Raw genomic sequence first — 19208 nt, 5'->3', positions numbered from 1 at the left:
AGTTTTACGGATTGTTTGCCAAAAGCTGTGTTAATTTGCCGAGTACACAAAAAACGTATCTTTGGCACATGCGGTTTTCTGAGGTTTTAGGCTTGGACCATATCAAGAAACACTTGGTCACCACCGTTGAAGCGGGCCGAATTGCCCATGCGCAATTGTTCGTGGGGCCCGAGGGCTGTGGCACCCTGCCCATGGCGCTCTGCTATGCCCAATATCTCTTATGCCGCAATAGAGGTGGTGAAAATTGTACCGGTGATGCGACCTGCAATGCGAAATGCGAGTCGTTCACACATCCTGACCTGCATTTTGCCTTTCCCGTGGCCAACTCTGATAAAGTGAAATCACATGCCGTCAGTGATTTGTTCTTGCGTGAATGGCGCACTTTTCTGAAAGAACAGCCCTACGGCAACCTATTTGACTGGTACCGTCATGTGGGCATTGAAAAAAAACAGGGACAGATCGGGGTCGATGAGGCCAATGACATTGTCAAAAAGCTCTCATTGAAATCATATGAGGGCGGATACAAAGTGCTTATCATGTGGATGGCCGAGAAAATGAATGCCTCTGCCGCCAACAAGCTCTTAAAACTCATCGAGGAGCCCCCAGACAAAACAGTGCTCTTGCTTATTGCCGAAAACGAAGAGCAGATCATCAACACCATTCGCTCGCGGTGCCAATTGTTGCATTTTCCGCCCTTATCGGCAGAGGTAATCGCACAGGCCCTTATCGATAGGGGAATTGGCGCCAAAGAGGCCCATACCATTGCCCATGAGGCACAGGGCAACTTTAACAAGGCCCTGGACCTGATGAACAAAGATTCTGAAGATCTAGTGTTCGAAAAATGGTTCGTACAATGGGTTCGCAGCGCGTTCAAGGCCAAGGGCAACAAGGCCGCCATTCATGAACTTATCATGTGGAGCGAAGAAGTCGCCAAAACGGGGCGCGAGGTTCAAAAGAAATTTTTAAAGTACTGTCTGGTCGCCATGGAACAGGCCCTAATGCTCAACTACGGTGCCGAGGAACTGGTTTTCTTGAAGATTCATATGGATGGCTTTCAATTGAAGAAGTTTGCCCCTTTCGTGCACGAGAACAATATTGTTGAAATAGTGGCTGAACTGGAAGATGCGCTCTACCATGTCGAGAGAAACGGAAATTCAAAGCTCATCTTTACCGATCTATCGATAAAACTGACCCGTCTGCTGCATGCCAAGGCGGCCTAGCATGATGGAATATATTTAGGCGGGGCCATAACCCGGAAGCTAACTTGCTGGGCAAAATCTGGAGGGCTTTTAAATTTGCAAACAAAAATCAAAATCATGCACCTACACTTTTCTGAGAATGCTGCTGAGACCATCTTGCTCTTGTATGTCATCATCGTCTTCTTGCAGAGCGGTATCGACAAGGCCAGGCATTGGGGCGGAAACCTCTCATGGCTCAAAGAGCATTTTTCAAAATCGCCGTTCAAAAACCAGGTGCCCTTGTTGCTGGGCGTTATCACGGTAATGGAATTGGGGGCCGGACTCTTATCAGTCGCAGGGTTGGTCCATCTGTTGTTGCACGACAACGGGGGGCTTGCTTTCTACGGGGCACTCGTGGCCTGTGTTTCACTTTTGATGCTCTTGTTGGGGCAGCGCGTGGCCAAAGATTATGAAGGGGCCAAGACCATTGTCATTTACTTGGTGCCTGCCGTTTTCTTGTTGTTCTTATTGCAATAAAAAAAGCCCTTTTCAAATGGAAAGGGCTTTGTTGAGCTAACTTGTGGCAAGCTCTATTTTTTGTATTTCTCGTTAAGAATTTTGAGAACTTCTTCTGTGAGGTCATCGGCCTCATTGCCATATAATACGGCACCGCCTTCGCCCCCGCTCAAAATAAAAGCATACCCATTGGTCTTGCCGTAGGCTTTGATCTCTTTTTTCACCTTGCTGACAATACTGTCGATTTCGGTTTGTCCGATTTGTTGTAATTGCTGTTCTTCTTGCTGAAGCTGCTGCCCCACAAACTGCCCCTTCTGTTGAAGAAGTCCGTATTGTTCTTGGGCATTTTTCTGCGACATTTTTTGGGCCTTTGCCTGAAAGTCTTGCAACTCCAATTGAAAAGCCTGCGAAATACTATCCCGTTTTTTGGTGAACGCGTCACGCTTTGTGTTGAAACGCGCTTCGGCATCCATTTTCTCTTGATAGCCGTCAAGTAGCTCGACGGTATCAACATATCCTATCTTCTGTTGCTGACAGGCCGCTGCCAAAATAATCAAAAGGCTAACGAATAATTTTTTCATTGTTCATTGTTTTAGTGGCGCAAAAATAGAAAAGCTTTTTGAATGTGATCCATCCGGAAGAAAATATAACGTGACATGGCAAAATTCCGCCCATAGAGAGTGGTTATTGAAAACAATCGTTGTTATCAATAGGACTTATGGTTTTTTGGTGTTATAAATGGTTTCTATCTGGCTGTTTTCCTATCGGCAAAGGTTTGCCCAAGGCCCGTGAAGAAGGTCGCCCACAGGCCCTTAAATAGCCTATTTACGCTTCAGAATGTAGATCAGGGAGGAATACTCGCCGGAAAAGGCCGCTTTAACATTTGACCAAAGGCCCACCCACGGAAAGGTGAACCACCAAAGCGGATTCTTCTTGTATTTTTCCGATAGCATTGATACGTAGAATGCATCAAAAAACATAGGCCGGGTCTTGACCACTTTTAGCCCACGCCCTTCAAAAAGTTTTGCCATGGATGTCTGCGAAAAATGCCAAAGGTGCCGTGGCACATCGTAAGCGGCCCAAAATTCTGCATAATGCCTTGCGTCGTACGACCTAAAATTGGGCACTGCTATAAAAAGGGTTCCTTCATCCGCCAGCAACCCTGAAATCACGGCGGCCTGTTTTTCTAGGTCAGGAAGATGTTCCAACACATGCCATAACGTAACGGTCTGAAATTTTCTATCCGCTACGGCATTTAGGTCGGCCTTGAGTGACACCCCTTTTTCGTGGGCACGTTCTCGGGCGTAGACGCTCGGTTCTACCCCGGTCGCAGACCAGCCTTCCTTTTGGGCCCTTAGGACAAAATCGCCTGAACCGGCGCCGATATCCAGCAATGACCTTTCGTGACCACACCACTGACCAAGTAGTTTCATTTTTCTACGAAGCATGTAGCCCTTGACCCAATGGTACAGTTTTTCAATTAGATTATTCCTACTATCCGAATGGGAAATATAGGATTCGCTTTTGTAGTAGGCCGAGCTGTTCTGGGGCTGTGGATGCGTTACCAACATATCGAGCGATTCATCGTGAAGCAATTCGAACGACTCGCCGGTAACCGAAAAATCTTTAGTCTTTAAATAGGACCTCATTATAATTATGCGTGGTCAGATATTCTTTTTTTATGTCTCGAAGATACACCAAAACCTCTTTTCTCGATGGGGAATCTTCATGCAGGCAATCTTTCTCTAAGAAGCTGAACACCTCGATGGCAATGTACCAATTCTCATTCTCGAAAACATCGCGTCCGCTGATGTATTCCTCCTCCTCACTACCCAAAGCTTCATTCATGACCGCATTGAACAAAGCTGGAAACAAATTCAAACTCTTGTCTTTTATTTCGACTTCATAAAGGAGAAAAAATAGTTGTTATTGGCAACCGAAAAAGGAACCTGCACATCCACATAATAATCATCCAATTGAAACCTGGTGTTGATGCAATCATAAAAATGTCCGGCAGGTTTTGGGTCTTCAAAAACAAAAACGGTTTTCTTCGGAAGCCCCCTTTTAAAGCGTTTGCCCTTGGTGATTTTGTAGTCTGAAATCGTTGGCGCAATACGGACAGGGATGCAGCCTTGGAGCAACAAAAGCGCCAACAGCAGCGGCAGTACATGTTTCATCTTGGTCTTGGCTCTGGTTGAAGAAGGTTACACAAAAACCAAGCCAGTATACACCTAATGTTTGAAAAAGCCCCTGATGTTCCACGTGGAACATAGCCGCCCTATCTCCCCAAAAACACCAACAAAACGCTAATATCTGCAGGCGAAACACCACTGATTCGAGAGGCCTGCGCGATGGTTACGGGTTGAATGGCCTGTAGTTTTTCGCGCGCCTCAAAGCTAAGGGATTTCAGTTTTGAGTAATCAAAGTTTTCGGGAATCCGAACATCTTCCAGACGGTGCAATTTGTCTGCATTCTGTTTTTCCTTTTCGATATACCCCGAATACTTAACCTGTATCTCTGCCTGCTCAAGCACCTCATTGTCCAACTCCTTTTCGGCAACAAATGACGAAACGGTTTCAAGCTGCAACATATGGTCCATCGTTACTTTGGGTCGCGAGAATACCTTGAACAGTTTATCGGCCTGTTTGACCGTCGCAGAATCCAATTTTTCCAAAATGGGGTTTATTTCTTCTGGATCAAAGCTAGTTTTTCTGAAAAAATCCACAAATTCCTGCGATTTTTTCTCTTTTTCCTCCATTTTTCGCATTCTTTCTTCGGAAGCAAGCCCCAATTCGTAGCTCCTTGGGGTCAGACGCAAATCGGCATTGTCTTGCCGCAACAACGTTCGGTATTCAGCCCTTGAGGTAAACATACGATACGGCTCTTCTGTGCCCTTTGTGATCAGATCATCAATCAACACGCCTATATAGGCCTCGTCCCTCTTTAGGATAAAAGGTTCTTTTTCGTTGATTTTCAGGTGTGCATTGATGCCCGCCATCAGTCCCTGTGAAGCGGCCTCCTCATATCCGGTCGTACCATTGATCTGCCCGGCAAAGTAGAGGTTCTCTATCAATTTGGTCTCAAGGGTATGCTTTAACTGGGTCGGTGGAAAGTAGTCGTATTCTATGGCGTAACCCGGTCTAAAAAACTTTACATTCTCGAAGCCTGCCACCGAACGTAGTGCCCTGTACTGAACATCTTCTGGAAGTGAGGTCGAAAACCCATTTACATATACCTCAACGGTATTCCACCCCTCTGGTTCCACGAAGATCTGGTGGGAATCTTTGTCGGCAAAACGATGTATCTTATCTTCTATGGATGGGCAATAGCGGGGACCAATACTTTTGATCCTACCGTTGAACATGGGCGAGCGATCAAAGCCTTCGCGCAACAGATCGTGCACCAATTGACTGGTACGCGTCATGTGGCAATCGGGTTGTTTTGTCAGCTTAGGGGTATCTAAATAGGAGAACTTTTCGGGATTCTCGTCCCCAGGTTGCGGGGTCATTTTGGAGTAATCGAGTGAACGGCCATCGACCCTCGGAGGGGTGCCGGTCTTCATTCGTCCACTGTCAAAGCCAAAATCTACCAATTGTTCTGTGATGCCAGTGGCAGCTCTTTCCCCTGCCCGGCCACCGCCAAATTGCTTCTCGCCAATATGGATAAGTCCGTTCAAAAAAGTACCGTTGGTCAGCACTACCGCCTTACTTCTTATATCAATCCCCAAAGAGGTGCGCACGCCCACCACCCTATTGCCTTCGACCCACAGCCCAGAAACCATTTCTTGGTAAAAGTCCGCATTGGGTGTTTGCTCCAACATCAGGCGCCATTCTTCGGCAAAGCGCATCCGGTCGTTCTGAGCGCGGGGACTCCACATTGCCGGACCTTTGGATTTGTTCAACATCTTAAACTGTATGGCCGAGCGATCCGTGACAATGCCGCTATACCCGCCCAAAGCATCGATTTCGCGTACTATCTGACCTTTGGCAATACCGCCCATGGCCGGATTGCAAGACATCTGCCCAATGGTCTGCAGGTTCATCGTAACCAACAGGGTCTTTGAGCCCATGTTGGCCGCCGCAGCTGTGGCCTCGGCGCCTGCATGGCCGCCGCCCACTACAATTACATCGTATTCCTTTTCAAACATAATCCTATTGTTCCACGTGGAACATTTGTATCATTTCGTCTTCCTTGTTGCGCATCAACGCAACCTCATCCTCTTTCTTGTCGTTGTATCCCATAAGGTGCAGCACTCCGTGGCACATCACACGAAGCAATTCGTTTTCGAAGCCCACCCCGTGGTCTGCAGCATTGTCATCAACGCGCTCGACCGAAATAAATATATCGCCTGAAATGACCCTTCCGGTAGAGTAGTCAAACGTGATGATGTCGGTGTAGGTGTCGTGATTCAGATACTGCATATTGATATCCCACAGATATTCATCATCACAAAAAACGTAGTCAAGATTTCCCAATTCATAGCCCTCAGCAGTTATTATCCTACTCAGCCAATCGGAAAACTTGTCTTTTTGCTCTAGCTGAAAATCATTCTCAAAATGGAAATCAATCATTTTTAAAGTACTCCCGTACTTTTCTACGGTATTCTTGCCGCAAAGGTAAGGCTTGTCGATCTAAAATTTCTATTTCCTGTTCACTCTTCTTGAACAGCTCGGGCTTGGTGATGATGGGTGCGCGATAACGTTCGGTATTCGTGGTGCTCTTTCGCTCTTTCTTTTGGCCCTGTTTTAAAGTGGCATTCTCTAATTTCAGCAACTGGTGCTGTATATAATTGGCTTTGTTCATGGTGCGTTCAGTGATGCCGTTCTGTATAAGGTCGTTTTCAAAATTCTCCATCTGCTGCACCAGTTTCTTGGCAAGGTCACGGTCAGACTTGTTGATCATATCTTGCAACTGCTTTTCCAATCGCTGGCGTATCTGCTGCTGTTGTTTGTAGATTTCATAAATCTCTTTAAGCTCTTGCTCGCTCAAGCCTTCGCCAGACTGCCCATCTTGGCCCTCCCCACCATTCTTTCCGCCTTGTGCCTCTTTTCCCTTCTTACCGTCTTGCCCTTTTTGGTCTCCTTCACTTCCCCCCTGCTTTTCTCCTTGGCCCTCTTCTTTGCCCTCGCCCTCTTTACCGCTTTCAGACTGCTGCTCACCTTTGCCCGATTTCCCCATCTGCCCCATCTGTTCATTCAACTTCTCTTGACCTTCGATAATATCGGGCAATTGAAAGTCACTACCGCTCTGCCCTGAGCCATTGCCCTGTTGCATACTCATCTGCATATTGTCAAGCGTGTTGGCAAGAAAATCGGCCAGCGCATTGCTCGCGCTGATTACATACTGTTGGTACGCGGCCCCTTGATAGACCCGGTTCTCTGCAATGCTCTCTAAAGCCTTATCGATGTTGTAGTACACCTCGGTCACCTGTTCGTTTACAAACTCAGACAACTCAGCGCGTCTCAGTGAGAGCGCGAACAAGCTGTCGTCAACATGCTCGAACAGGTCGCGCAGTTCTTTCTGTTCGCGCACAGTGGCCGAAAAGTTGGAGACATCGATGTTGGCCTCGCCGACCTGATCAAAAAGGTTCTCTTGCTTGAAAGAAAAAATAACCAGGTTGTCCAAAATCTGCCTGAGCATCTCGGCATCTTCTGTGATGCTCGAACCCCCACCCATGGCCGAGGCACCTTGTTGAAGGCTCTCGCTCATCTCTTTCATCTTTTGGGCGGCTGATTTTTGCTTTTGGGAAGCATTGTTCTGGGTCTTTTGTTTTTCCTCGCTCTGCGAAGATTCTTCCATGCCCTGGTGCTTGTTGATTTCTTCCAGTGCTTCATGTTGGTCTTGCTTTACCCCTTCTTGCTTTTTCTTGTCAATATCCAGGTCAATGGGTTTTTTAAGGTTCTGGTTGTCTTTTTTTAGCTCGTCCAATTCATCGCTCAACTTCTCATACTTTTCATTCAGCTTTTCCTGTTCTTTATTGGAAAAGTCCTGACCTAGTTTTTGCTCTGACAAAATCTCTTGTCTTTCTGCCTGCTTGGCCAATTCTTGTGCCAATTGTGAGGCCTTTTCCGTAACATAATACCGTTTGGTCAATTCAAGCAATTGCTCTAGGTTTCGTTGGTTCTTACCCTGCTGTTTGCCAAGCTCTTCAAGTCGTTTCTTTAAATCATCTTCCTCAATTTTATCGGCAATTTTATTCAGCTCTTCGAGCAACTTGGCATTTTTCTTGGCTTCCAGTTCTTGCCGCTCGAGCCGTTCCTTTAGCAATTGGTTGAGTTCGTCATCATTTTCCTGTTTGTCCAGGCTTTCTTTGAGCTGCTTGCTGAATTTTTGCATCAGGTCTTCTTGCTGTTGTTGTTTTCTAAGAAAGTTCTTGATTTCGTTCTTGTCGTTAAAATCAAGTCCTGATTGCTCTTTTTGCTTTTCGTTGATTTTCTCGAGTTCGGTCTTTTGCTCCCTAAGTTTTTCAAGGGATTTATCGAAATTATCCAAAACGGACTCTTGAAATTCCAGGTCCTTGCTCTTCAGTTCGTTATCGGTATAGAACACTGTACTAAAAACCTGGCTCTTTGATACCTTGCCCCCCCCTTGGGCATCGTTGTCGACCACTTCAAATACCAATTGGTATGCTTCGCCGGGTTCCACTTGCAAGCCCGAAGGAAATGTGTAGAAAAACTGCTGCACATTGCTCTTGGGCCGCTGCAACACCAATCGTTGAACCTCTTCGGGCCGCTCTTTTGGGTAACAAACCAAGCGTATCTCGCTCACTAGATAATCGTCGGACACCTGTCCTGAATAATATGATTCGTTCAAGTTCAGTGAGTCAAACGCCTGCTCGACCCTTATCTGTGGACTCGCATCGCGAACAACCTTAAAACTATACTCCAAAAATTCATGGTTCTTTACATTGCCGTTGCTGGTAGACAGGCCATAGTCTAAATTGTTGTACACCCGCTTGCTTAGGGAGAAGGCATTATCGGCCCTATCAAAGGCCAAAAGGGTATCGGCCAAATGGAGCTCAATCTGTTCGGTGTTCTTTCCCTTGATCTTCCATGTAGCGATGGTGCCCTCTGGAAAGGTCGCATTGCCTGTGCCTTTGAGCACCTCAGGGCTTCGCCCGGTATAACCTGGATACTGCAGGTGCAGTTCAAAATCTTGGAGCGATGGGGTCGGCAGGCTCACAATATCATAGACCCTCGAATTGTAGCCATTGGCCGTAAAATAAAAGCTTGATTGCTTTACAGGTGCTGAAAAACGATATTCAAAAACCCCTCCCTTCTTCTGCAACAACCATTGTTGACCATTGACCACGATATACGCATCTTCAGGCAACACCTCACCCTCGGTCACCATTTGTATGGTCAGGGGCCGGTCGTCAAAGACCTTCAGCTCGCTGTTCAGCAATCGGAACTGAAAGGGTGCCGGTGGCTCGTAGGCCATATCGTAATTGACCACCCGTTCATATGATCCGAAAAACGACCCCAGATTACCGGTCAGGGCGATCAAGACCACCACCACAATCGGAATGGCCAAGTACTTTGCATATTTTAGGCTCTCTTTAAAATCGATGGCCTGTACGAACGGAACCGTGTCAAGTTCGTGTGAGCGTTGCCCGATACTGGCCAACAACAGTTCCGACTTTTCATCATCCTCGGCAAGTTCGAGCAGGTTGTAAAGCTTGTCATCGACATGGGGAAAATGCTTCCCGATTAGCAACGAGGCCTGTTTGTTCGAAATGCCCTTTTTAATTCGAAACAGATAAAAGATAGGGGTGAGCACAAAATGGTAGAGCAGGTATCCCTCAAAAGCGATTACTGACAACAACAGCACCAAACGGGCGGTCGAGCCCATCCAAAAGAAATATTCAAGCGACAGTGCCACAAGAAAAAAGAGCAGACCGAAAGACAAGAACAACAACAGCCCCTTTACCAAAAGCTTTCGGTAATACTTTGAGATAAAGCCGTTCAGCTTATCGAGTATCTTGTCGTAACTGCCCAAAATCCAGTATCTTTAAATGGTTACAATCAAATCAAACCCTGTCAATTCGAAGATTTTTCTTAGAAAAACGTGAACTGACCGCTTATTGTTAACGATATACCAAGATACCCGATATTAAAAGATCGGGCTGAAAAAGTTGTGTTAAAATGGACAACTGGAGAGATTTACGCTACCTAGCGGCCCTTACCATACCCCTTTCTGCGGCCATCAGTATCTATTTTGAAGGTTTGTGGAGTTATTTTACGCCCGTCTATGCCTTTGTGATCATTCCCATTTTAGAGGTGCTACTGCCGCAAGATACCAGCAACCTAGTCGGCGCAGAAAAGCAACGAAAGGAAAACAGCCGTTTTTTCGATTGGATGCTCTATCTGAACCTGCCCATTGTCTACGGCCTTTTGGGCTATCTCTTGTGGCATGTGGGCACCAGCGACCATGCCCCCTATGAGCTGGTCGGGCTCTGCCTCTCGCTTGGCATTGTACTGGGCGTCAACGGCATCAACGTTGGCCACGAATTGGGCCATCGCCAACAGACAAGCGAACGGTTTTTGGGCAAGGCCCTACTGCTGCCCTCGTTCTATATGCACTTTTACATAGAGCACAATTTTGGGCACCACGCCCATGCGGCAACCCCCGAAGACCCAGCCACAGCACGCTATAACCAATCGGTATATTCTTTTTGGTTCACCTCGGTGACGCGACAGTACCGAAAGGCTTGGAAAATACAGCAAAAGCTGCTCGCCAAAAAGGAAAGAGGGTTCTTTTCCATAAAAAACGATATGCTTTGGTATGTGTTGCTGCAACTGGCCTATTTGGGGCTGGTTCTTGTCATTTTTGGCGCCACGGCCCTTTGGTTTGCCCTTGGGGCAGGGGTAGTGGGCTTTTTGTTGTTGGAAACGGTCAACTATATCGAACATTACGGGCTGATCAGAAAAAAGATGCCCTCGGGCCGATACGAACGGGTGCGCGAATGCCATTCGTGGAACAGCAACCATGTCATTGGCCGTATCGTGCTCTATGAACTCACCCGCCACAGTGACCATCACTATAAATCGGCCAAGAAGTACCAAGTGCTGGATTGCCACGACGTTTCACCACAGATGCCGTACGGCTACCCCACCAGTATGGTGCTTTCGCTGGTGCCCCCACTGTGGTTTGCCATTATGAACCCTAGGGTCCCTAATGAAATGAAGCCCGAAACAGATTCGTTTTCGCTCGCCTGATGCAATCACTATCTTTGCGGGCAAATTCTTGATGTATGACCAAAGTAAGGGTACGTTTTGCCCCGAGCCCGACCGGGCCATTACATATTGGCGGCGTACGCACCGCCCTTTTCAACTATCTCTTCGCGAAAAAACATGGGGGCGATTTTGTACTCCGGATAGAGGATACCGACCAAAACCGCTATGTTGAGGGTGCCGAACAGTACATTGTCGAAGCCCTAAAATGGTGCGGTATTCCCTACGATGAGGGCATTGGAAAAGACGGTGGATTTGGCCCCTACCGCCAGAGCGAGCGCAAGCACCTGTACCGACAATATGCCGAAGAACTGGTCGAAAAGGGCAGGGCCTATTACGCTTTTGACACCCCCGAAGCCCTCGATGCACACCGAAAAGACCATGAGGCCAAGGGCAAGACCTTTATCTACAACTGGCACAACCGCCTAAAGCTCGACAACTCGCTGTCAATGATGCCCGAAGCGGTCGAAAAACGACTGAATTCTGGCGAGGACTATGTAATACGGTTTATGACACCCCCTGATGAAACGGTGGTGTTGAACGACCTTGTTCGGGGCGAGATCAAGATCGACACCAACACCCTTGACGACAAGGTGCTGTTCAAGAGCGATGGCATGCCCACCTACCATTTGGCGAACATTGTGGACGACCATTTGATGCAGATCACCCATGTAATTCGTGGCGAAGAGTGGCTGCCCTCGCTGCCCCTGCACCAACAACTGTACGATGCCTTTGAATGGCAGGCCCCACAGTTCGCCCATTTGCCCCTGATCATGAAGCCCACGGGCAAGGGCAAGTTGAGCAAACGTGATGGTGAAAAAGGGGGCTTTCCGGTGTTTCCACTGTCGTGGGAAGATGCCGTGGGGTACCGCGAAGCGGGCTATTTTCCTGAGGCCGTGGTCAATTTTCTTGCCTTTTTGGGCTGGAACCCCGGTACCGAACAAGAAGTGTTCTTGTTACAGGAGCTTGTAGAGGCCTTTTCGCTAGACCGTGTCAACAAATCGGGGGCCCGTTTTGATCCAGAAAAGACCAAATGGTACAATCACCAATGGCTGCAACGCAAGAGAGATGGGGAGTTGGCTAGTTTGTTTGCGACGGTGCTTGAACGCCAAGAGATTCCTCACTCCGTTCGGGATCACAACTATGTGGAAAAAGTGGTCTCCCTAATCAAAGAACGGGCCGACTTTGTACAGGATTTCTGGAAACTGGGCGATTACTTCTTTGTGGCACCGGAAAGCTATAACGAAAAGGCAGTGAAAAAACAGTGGAAAGAGGGTACGCCCGACATCATCAAACAAGTGGGCGAAGTACTGAACGGCATCGGTGATTTCTCTTCTGACAACATCGAAAAACAGGTGAAAGACTGGATCGCCGGCCAAGAGCTCGCGTTCGGTAAGGTGATGCCGCCCCTACGTTTGGTCATCGTAGGCGATATGAAAGGCCCGCACCTGTTTGATATCATGGCCTTGTTGGGTAAAGAGGAATGCCTGCGGCGGATTGAACATGCACTGAACACGCTTGGGTAAGTTTGGCTCCTTCTCCCCAAGGAAAGGAAACTTGGCAGTACGCCAAACCTGTCATTTCGAAACCCGAACGTAGTGAGGAGTGAGAAATCTCAATATAGATTTCTCCTTGCTTCGCGTCGTCGAAATGACAAGAACAATTTGGGCTAGAGGCCATCGTGGGCGATATGAAAGGGCCGCATCTGTTTGATATTATGGTGTTGTTGGGGAGGGATGAATGTTTAGAGCGAATTGAAAATGCGTGGGACAAAACTCTGTTAATATGACTAAGTTCAACGCTTACCCAATTAAATGTTAATCTTCACATATTCTTTTTCTGATCATTGAAATCAAGGTAGTATGTTGTTTTCCAAGATTTTACACCATACTCCTTATATAATAACTGATTAATGTTATAATCGATTTCAATCGAATTATCTTTAACTAATGTGCTATATTTTCTTAATTGGTTAATTCTCACATATTTGGCCTTACTTCCGTTGTGAGCTATTGCACCACGCACTTTAACAAGTTCATCAATACGAACTATGTGTTCAGATTTCCAAAGAGTAGTATAATTTTCTATGCCCAGATTTCTTCTAAATAATACTTCAAGTTTTTCTGAATTAGGTGTGTGCAATGCTTCTGTATCATTGACCGCATATCCTTTCCAGAGATTTTTCCAACCATCGTCTGCAAGTTCGATTGGATATACTTCATTTTTGTTTTCTTTAACCTTTCGGCTAATGTTTTGTTTGACTTTTTTTGGTAATTCGTTTGCGGAAATTCCTTTATTCAAAATTAAATCTATTGCCTCTAAAAGAAGATTCTCATTGTATCTTTCCCATGCTGCACACAGCATAACCACTGCGCTACGGGTCAAATAACCAAGTTTTTTTCTTCCTCTTTTTCCTTTTGTAAATTTTAAATGGGTTTCACTTAGCTTGTCAACATCTTCGTATAGTGCTAATAAATCTAAATATGAATGTGAGGGCATGAGATAAAAAATAATAATACGGTTTTGCAGATAAGGCAGTCAGAACCTACTTTGATACTAAATATACAAACTCCAACAAAACTAATATTAGGTGTAACAAAAGTGTCTGGGTTGCTACCTATATTCCATAAGACTTTTGTACTTTTCATTTCCAACCGTTAAAAACACTTGCTATGGGTAATTTTCTCTTGATTCCGTTTATCTTTTTTGGGCTGATCATTCTGTTCGCCTCCTTTTTTGTGGTAAAACAGCAGACCGCTGCCATTGTGGAACGTTTTGGCCGTTTTCAGAGCATCCGTAATTCGGGGCTGCAGATGAAGATACCCCTTGTGGATCGTATTGCGGGCCGGTTGAGCCTTAAGATCCAACAGCTCGACGTTATTGTCGAGACCAAGACCCTTGATGACGTGTTCGTTAAACTAAAGGTTTCGGTACAATACGTGGTCATTAGAAGCAAGGTGTACGAGGCCTTTTATAAACTGGAATATCCGCACGACCAGATTACCTCGTATGTTTTTGATGTGGTACGTGCTGAAGTGCCCAAGATGAAGCTCGATGATGTTTTTGTCAAAAAAGATGATATCGCCATCGCCGTAAAGTCTGAACTACAAGATGCCATGCTCGACTATGGGTACGATATCATCAAGACACTGGTTACCGACATCGACCCCGATGCCCAGGTAAAGGCGGCCATGAACCGCATCAACGCCTCGGAACGTGAAAAGATCGCCGCCCAGTTCGAGGGCGATGCGGCCCGAATATTGATTGTTGAAAAGGCCAAGGCAGAGGCCGAAAGTAAACGCTTGCAGGGGCAGGGCATTGCCGACCAGCGCCGTGAGATTGCCCGGGGCCTTGAAGAGTCCGTTGAGGTATTGAACAAGGTGGGCATCAACTCGCAGGAGGCATCGGCCCTGATCGTGGTGACCCAACATTACGATACGCTGCAGGCAATCGGAGAGGAAACGAACACCAACCTTATTCTGTTGCCGAACTCGCCACAAGCGGGTAGCGATATGCTCAACAACATGGTGGCCTCGTTTACGGCCAGTAACATGATCGGCGAACAGATGAAAACGCAGAACAAGAAAAAGGGTTCTGATTCTTGATTCGAATGGAACATTGTCCGTTTGAGCGCAATCGAGAACACAGACATAAGAAGCAAAGCCGTGCCTTGAGCGGGGCTTTTTCATTTTAAACGCATTCAACGGCGTTTTAAGACCGGATGCACAGAAACACCTTGCCAAAAAAAGAAAACCCCTCAGAATGCTTTTGACGCAGCGGGGTTTCATAGAAAATACCGATTGATATATTTATTTGGATAAGGTTTGGCTATGCAATGGTTTTTTGGTCATTTCAACAGGGCGGTCCCGATAGTTATCGGCAGAGGCACGAGAACTCTCATGAATTTTTCGCTGACGTTCAGAATGACAAAAAAGTGTCAGGCGTCACTTCAACTGATTCGACCCGTAGTCGCATCGTATCGAGAAGTATGTGCAAAAATTTTCTTGTTTTCTGACCGCCTATCTGCGAACAGGTTCAAAACGGCAAAGGGATTCCTGCTTCCGCAGGAATGATATCAATCCTTCTGCTCCAACTTCGCCCAGGTATCTCGCAAGGGCACGGTGCGGTTAAAGACCAACTTTTCGGCAGTGGAATCTTTATCGACATTAAAATACCCCAATCGTTGAAACTGAAAACGGTCGCCCGGCTTGGCTTCCTTTAGACTGGGTTCCAGATAACCCGTTACCTTCTTGAGCGAGTCGGGGTTCACAAATTCCATAAAATCCCGGTCTTTATGTGCATCTGGGGTCGGGTCGTTAAAGAGACGGTCGTACATACGAACCTCGGCCGTAATGGCATGCTTTACCGATACCCAGTGCAGGGTTCCCTTGACTTTTCGCATGCTTTCTTCAGTGCCACTGCCGCTTTTACTTTTGGGGTCGTAGGTACACTGCACCTCAACAATATTCCCATCGGTATCTTTTGTGCAGCTTTCGGCCTTGATGATGTAGCCGTTCTTCAAGCGCACCTCGCCACCCAGCTTCAACCGGAAAAACTTTCTATTGGCCTCTTCGCGAAAATCGTCTTTTTCGATATAGATTTCCCTTGAGAACGGCACCTGTCTGTAACCGGCGGATTCATCTTCGGGATTGTTCTCAGCTTCGAGCCATTCTTCTTCCCGCTCGGGATAGTTGGTGATGACCACTTTTAGGGGATCCAACACGGCCATCACCCTTGGCGCGATCTGGTTGAGATGGTCGCGCACATGAAACTCCAACAACGACACATCGACCACATTCTCGCGCTTGGCAATGCCTATGGTATCGGCAAAATTGCGAATGGCCTCTGGTGTGTACCCACGACGGCGCATACCAGAAATGGTGGGCATACGGGGGTCGTCCCAACCACTGACCACGCCCTCTTCTACCAATTTCAAGAGTTTTCGCTTGCTTACCACGGTATGGCTGAGGTTGCGGCGCGCAAATTCGCGCTGTTTGGGCCGCAGCCTGTCTTTTGATACCACTTGGTCTAAACACCAGTCGTACAGCTCGCGGTGCGGTAAAAACTCTAAGGTACACAACGAGTGCGACACTTGTTCTATATAATCGCCCTGCCCGTGCGCCCAATCGTACATAGGATAAATACACCAATCGGTATTTGTTCGGTGATGTGCCTTGTGCAGCACCCGGTACAAGATGGGATCGCGCATCAGCATATTGGGCGAGGCCATATCGATCTTGGCCCGCAGTACATGTTCGCCCTCGGCAAACTCCCCATTCTTCATACCCTCGAACAACCGTAGGTTTTCTTCAACTGAACGGTTGCGGTAAGGGCTTTCGGTGCCAGGTTCAGTCGGGGTCCCCTTTTGTTTGGCCATTTCTTCAGAAGACTGGCTATCTACATAGGCTTTGCCGTTCTTTATCAATTCCACCGCCCAATCGTACAACTGCTGAAAATAATCGGAGGCATAACACTCCTTATCCCACTCAAAACCAAGCCATTGGACATCCCTTTTAATGGCATCGACATATTCTTGCTCTTCCTTGGTGGGATTGGTGTCGTCAAACCGAAGGTTTACGGGAGCATTGTACCGCAACCCAAGACCAAAGTTCAGGCAAATGGAGCTGGCGTGGCCCACGTGAAGGTAACCGTTAGGCTCCGGCGGAAACCGAAACCGCAGTTGCTCAGGGGTATAGCCCGACTTGAGATCTTCTTCAATGATATGCTCTATGAAATTCAGCGATCTTTCTTCTTTTCCCATGCTTAAAATTGAAGCACAAATGTAGCAAAATTGGGGCTTTCTAAATGTCTTTTGCATTGTTCTTCATACAAATACGCCCATTTCACAACAGTTTTTATGGGAGCCACAACATTAAGTTTACAAGGCGACGAAATAAGATCATATTTGTTTTAGAATATTGTATGGAAAAATCCCGCCAAGGCGGGCACTAAAACTAACAACACGAAAAAAATGTTCGATCCGATCCCCCAAAGTCGTGTCGAACCCGTAAAGCTACCATAGCCATGAGACCTATTTTTCCAAATCGTATTCTACCATTGGTCGTTGCCTGTTTGTTCTTCGGAGCGCAGGTGAACGCACAGGTGTTGAACAAACCGGTACCTGCCGACAACCCGAACCTACCAGGCAACTCTGCTTGGACCGCCGCTTGCGCTTCTTCAGATTTCAACGAATATTTCGTCAATTTCACTTGGGCCCCGCCGTTGGTGAACAGCGACAACGAGTTTATCCTCGAGCTTTCTGACGGCAATGGCGATTTTGCCTCTGCCACCGAACTGGCCCGGGTAAGCAACCAAAACACAAATTTTGATTTCGATTTTCAATTTGCATTGCCCACGGACACCCGTGGCGAAAACTACCGCATGAGGGTACGCAGCACCAGTCCCGCTGTTACCAGTCCGTCCTCCGATCCGTACGCCATGTACTACATCGATTATAATTCACCCATCTTGATCAGTCAAGATGGCAACGGAACCATTCCCCCGGGCGGAACCATCAATCTCTGCGATGGCAACTCCATCACCTTGAGCCCGCACAACGTGCCCAATGCAGATACCTATCAGTATAAATGGTATCGCAGCGGTACGCCATTGAGCGAAACCAGTGAAAACCTGACGGTTTCTTCGGCCGGTATGTATTATGTGGAAATCGATTATGGGGCCACCTGTTCAGGGTCGGCCAATACCCTTTCGAACACCATCGAGATCACTACGGGCAGCAGTCAGGGCATTGCCATCAATCCTCCTTCAAAAACAGCATTGTGCCCCGGTGAAACCGAAACCTTACAGGCAAACATTACGGGTACCGGCCTGACCTACACTTGGTACAAGGATGGTACGGCCATAACAACACCCACCGTAGACGATGACTCGTATGTGGTCGATGCCAGTATATCTGGCTTCGAGGGCGATTATCAGGTAGAGATCTCTGGCAACGGTATTTGCCAAGAACGTTCGGCAGTGGTAACCATTACCAATGCCAGCAATTTTACGGTTACGCGCGACAACCCCGCGACGATCGTTATCCTTCCATCGCAAACCAAGACCCTATCGGTTTCAACCACTGCCAGCAGCCCCAACTACCAATGGTATAAGGATGGAAGCCCTATATCGGGCGCCACCAATAGCTCACTCGATGTAACCGATGTCGGCACCTACTTTGCCCGCGTAACTGAAAGCGGGGGCGCCTGTGCGGCCTCACCCGTAGATTCTGAAACCACCCAAGTGGTGGCACCAGATTCGTTTGAGTTCGTGATCGACTACAGCACCTCATATACCGCCTGTGAATCGACCGATGTAACCATCGGACTTTTGCAGATCAATGCCGTTGCCTCTGATGGAAGCAAAACCGATGTCACCACTGATATGGAAGCAACCTTCTCGTACCAATGGAGAAGAAACGGGACTGATCTGGCCGGTGAAACGAACAATACGCTCATGGTAACCGACAACACCGATAATGGCGATTTTATACTGACCGGTACAGCTGGAGCCTTCAATGCCTCGTCAAACACTTTGTCGGTGCAGTTGAGAACCTCTGAGAGCATTGCCATCAACAGCAGTGCCACCGTGGTCTGCCCCGGAGGAGACCCGGTTACCTTGACAACGACCCGTGACTTGAGCGGTGAGACCTTTGAATGGCACAGAAACGGCAGTGATACCGGTTCAACCGCCACCGAACTGACCGTGACCCAATCGGGCACGTACCGTTTGATGGTCAACATCGACGGCTGTATGGTACCCTCGAACGAAATTGCCGTTTCCGATTTTGATGATTCGCAATTGGTCATCGATACAGATGAGAACATTGTAATCCCCGAGGGAGAATCGATTACGGTGACCGCCAGCGGAGCAGATACATACAATTGGTACAATACCAACAACGACCTCTTGAGCAACTCAGACCGGGTAACGCTCTCGGAAGAAGGACAATATGTGTTGGTGGCCAGCATTGGTGATTGTGAAGCGACCCGACAGCTATCTGTAGAGTACCGCGACAATTTCAGGGTACCCAATGTGGTGACCGCCAATGGCGATGGCATCAACGACCTTTGGGTGCTGCCGAACACTTATTCTAGACGTTCTGACGTGACCGTCACCATATATAACGAAAAAGGCCAAGAGGTCTTGAACGTCACCGACTATCAAAACAACTGGCCACAATCGAGCACATCGTTCTCTGAGCAGAACATGGTGTTCTATTACAAGATCAGAAAAGAAAACCAAACACTAAAACAAGGAACCATTACGGTTATCCGCTAGG

General features: G+C 47.4%; 16 protein-coding genes. 7 read left to right on the top strand and 9 right to left on the bottom strand.

Annotated elements, in window-relative coordinates; translation table 11 throughout:
• Positions 1-68 precede the first annotated feature (68 nt).
• Both VC82_RS06650 and VC82_RS06645 read left to right on the top strand, forming a co-directional pair.
• Complete coding sequence (locus VC82_RS06650) at positions 69-1220, top strand: DNA polymerase III subunit (RefSeq protein ID WP_045801681.1); 1152 nt, start codon at positions 69-71, stop codon at positions 1218-1220.
• Positions 1221-1316: 96 nt separating this feature from the next.
• A complete protein-coding gene (locus tag VC82_RS06645) occupies positions 1317-1715 on the top strand; it encodes a hypothetical protein (RefSeq protein WP_045803295.1) in 399 nt (132 codons plus the stop codon).
• Between the two features lie 53 nt (positions 1716-1768).
• Here the strand turns inward: VC82_RS06645 and VC82_RS06640 are convergent, their stop codons facing one another.
• The 7 genes from VC82_RS06640 to VC82_RS06610 all read right to left on the bottom strand — a co-directional run bounded on the left by VC82_RS06640 (position 1769) and on the right by VC82_RS06610 (position 9692).
• Positions 1769-2275, bottom strand: a complete 507-nt coding sequence (locus VC82_RS06640; protein WP_045801680.1) for an OmpH/Skp family outer membrane protein — start codon at positions 2273-2275, stop codon at positions 1769-1771.
• A gap of 240 nt (positions 2276-2515) precedes the next feature.
• The gene (locus tag VC82_RS06635; RefSeq protein WP_045801679.1) at positions 2516-3343 is read right to left on the bottom strand and encodes a class I SAM-dependent methyltransferase; all 828 of its coding nucleotides are present in this window, start codon (positions 3341-3343) and stop codon (positions 2516-2518) included.
• Complete coding sequence (locus VC82_RS06630; protein WP_045801678.1) at positions 3321-3575, bottom strand: hypothetical protein; 255 nt, start codon at positions 3573-3575, stop codon at positions 3321-3323. The genes VC82_RS06635 and VC82_RS06630 overlap by 23 nt, the downstream gene beginning before the upstream one ends.
• Before the next feature lie 11 nt (positions 3576-3586).
• Positions 3587-3871, bottom strand: coding sequence for a hypothetical protein (locus tag VC82_RS06625; RefSeq protein WP_045801677.1), 285 nt, complete (start codon positions 3869-3871; stop codon positions 3587-3589).
• A gap of 101 nt (positions 3872-3972) precedes the next feature.
• On the bottom strand, positions 3973-5841 hold the full coding sequence (gene mnmG, locus VC82_RS06620) for a tRNA uridine-5-carboxymethylaminomethyl(34) synthesis enzyme MnmG (protein ID WP_045801676.1): 1869 nt from the start codon (positions 5839-5841) through the stop codon (positions 3973-3975).
• A gap of 4 nt (positions 5842-5845) precedes the next feature.
• The gene (gene ybeY, locus VC82_RS06615; RefSeq protein WP_045801675.1) at positions 5846-6265 is read right to left on the bottom strand and encodes an rRNA maturation RNase YbeY; all 420 of its coding nucleotides are present in this window, start codon (positions 6263-6265) and stop codon (positions 5846-5848) included.
• Positions 6258-9692, bottom strand: coding sequence for a coiled-coil domain-containing protein (locus VC82_RS06610; protein WP_045801674.1), 3435 nt, complete (start codon positions 9690-9692; stop codon positions 6258-6260). Before VC82_RS06610 ends, ybeY begins: the two co-directional genes overlap by 8 nt.
• Positions 9693-9838: 146 nt before the next feature.
• On the opposite strand from VC82_RS06610, the gene VC82_RS06605 reads away from it, so the two are divergent.
• From VC82_RS06605 to VC82_RS15955, 3 genes are all read left to right on the top strand, one after another.
• Positions 9839-10912 carry an alkane 1-monooxygenase gene (locus VC82_RS06605; protein ID WP_045801673.1) on the top strand — a complete coding sequence of 358 codons (1074 nt, stop codon included), beginning with the start codon at positions 9839-9841 and terminating at the stop codon, positions 10910-10912.
• Between the two features lie 35 nt (positions 10913-10947).
• Positions 10948-12453 carry a glutamate--tRNA ligase gene (gltX, locus tag VC82_RS06600; RefSeq protein WP_045801672.1) on the top strand — a complete coding sequence of 502 codons (1506 nt, stop codon included), beginning with the start codon at positions 10948-10950 and terminating at the stop codon, positions 12451-12453.
• A gap of 155 nt (positions 12454-12608) precedes the next feature.
• Positions 12609-12716, top strand: a complete 108-nt coding sequence (locus VC82_RS15955; RefSeq protein ID WP_417935064.1) for a hypothetical protein — start codon at positions 12609-12611, stop codon at positions 12714-12716.
• Between the two features lie 35 nt (positions 12717-12751).
• Here the strand turns inward: VC82_RS15955 and VC82_RS06595 are convergent, their stop codons facing one another.
• A complete protein-coding gene (locus VC82_RS06595) occupies positions 12752-13426 on the bottom strand; it encodes an MAE_28990/MAE_18760 family HEPN-like nuclease (protein ID WP_045801671.1) in 675 nt (224 codons plus the stop codon).
• A 173-nt stretch (positions 13427-13599) separates the two neighbouring features.
• Between VC82_RS06595 and VC82_RS06590 the strand changes: the two genes are divergently transcribed.
• Positions 13600-14532: an SPFH domain-containing protein gene (locus VC82_RS06590; RefSeq protein ID WP_045801670.1), complete on the top strand. Its 933-nt coding sequence runs from the start codon at positions 13600-13602 to the stop codon at positions 14530-14532.
• A 470-nt stretch (positions 14533-15002) separates the two neighbouring features.
• Here the strand turns inward: VC82_RS06590 and VC82_RS06580 are convergent, their stop codons facing one another.
• A complete protein-coding gene (locus tag VC82_RS06580; protein ID WP_045801668.1) occupies positions 15003-16688 on the bottom strand; it encodes a glutamine--tRNA ligase/YqeY domain fusion protein in 1686 nt (561 codons plus the stop codon).
• Between the two features lie 263 nt (positions 16689-16951).
• Between VC82_RS06580 and VC82_RS06575 the strand changes: the two genes are divergently transcribed.
• Entirely contained in the window at positions 16952-19207 is a 2256-nt protein-coding gene (locus VC82_RS06575; protein WP_045801667.1) for a T9SS type B sorting domain-containing protein, read from the top strand.
• The last annotated feature ends 1 nt before the right edge of the window (position 19208 follow it).

Origin of the sequence: Flagellimonas lutaonensis (assembly GCF_000963865.1) — a bacterium.
In the GTDB taxonomy this organism is placed as follows: Bacteria; Bacteroidota; Bacteroidia; order Flavobacteriales; family Flavobacteriaceae; genus Flagellimonas_A; species Flagellimonas_A lutaonensis.
Note: the sequence above shows the minus strand (reverse complement) of the source record. Positions and strands in the feature narration are given on the sequence as shown.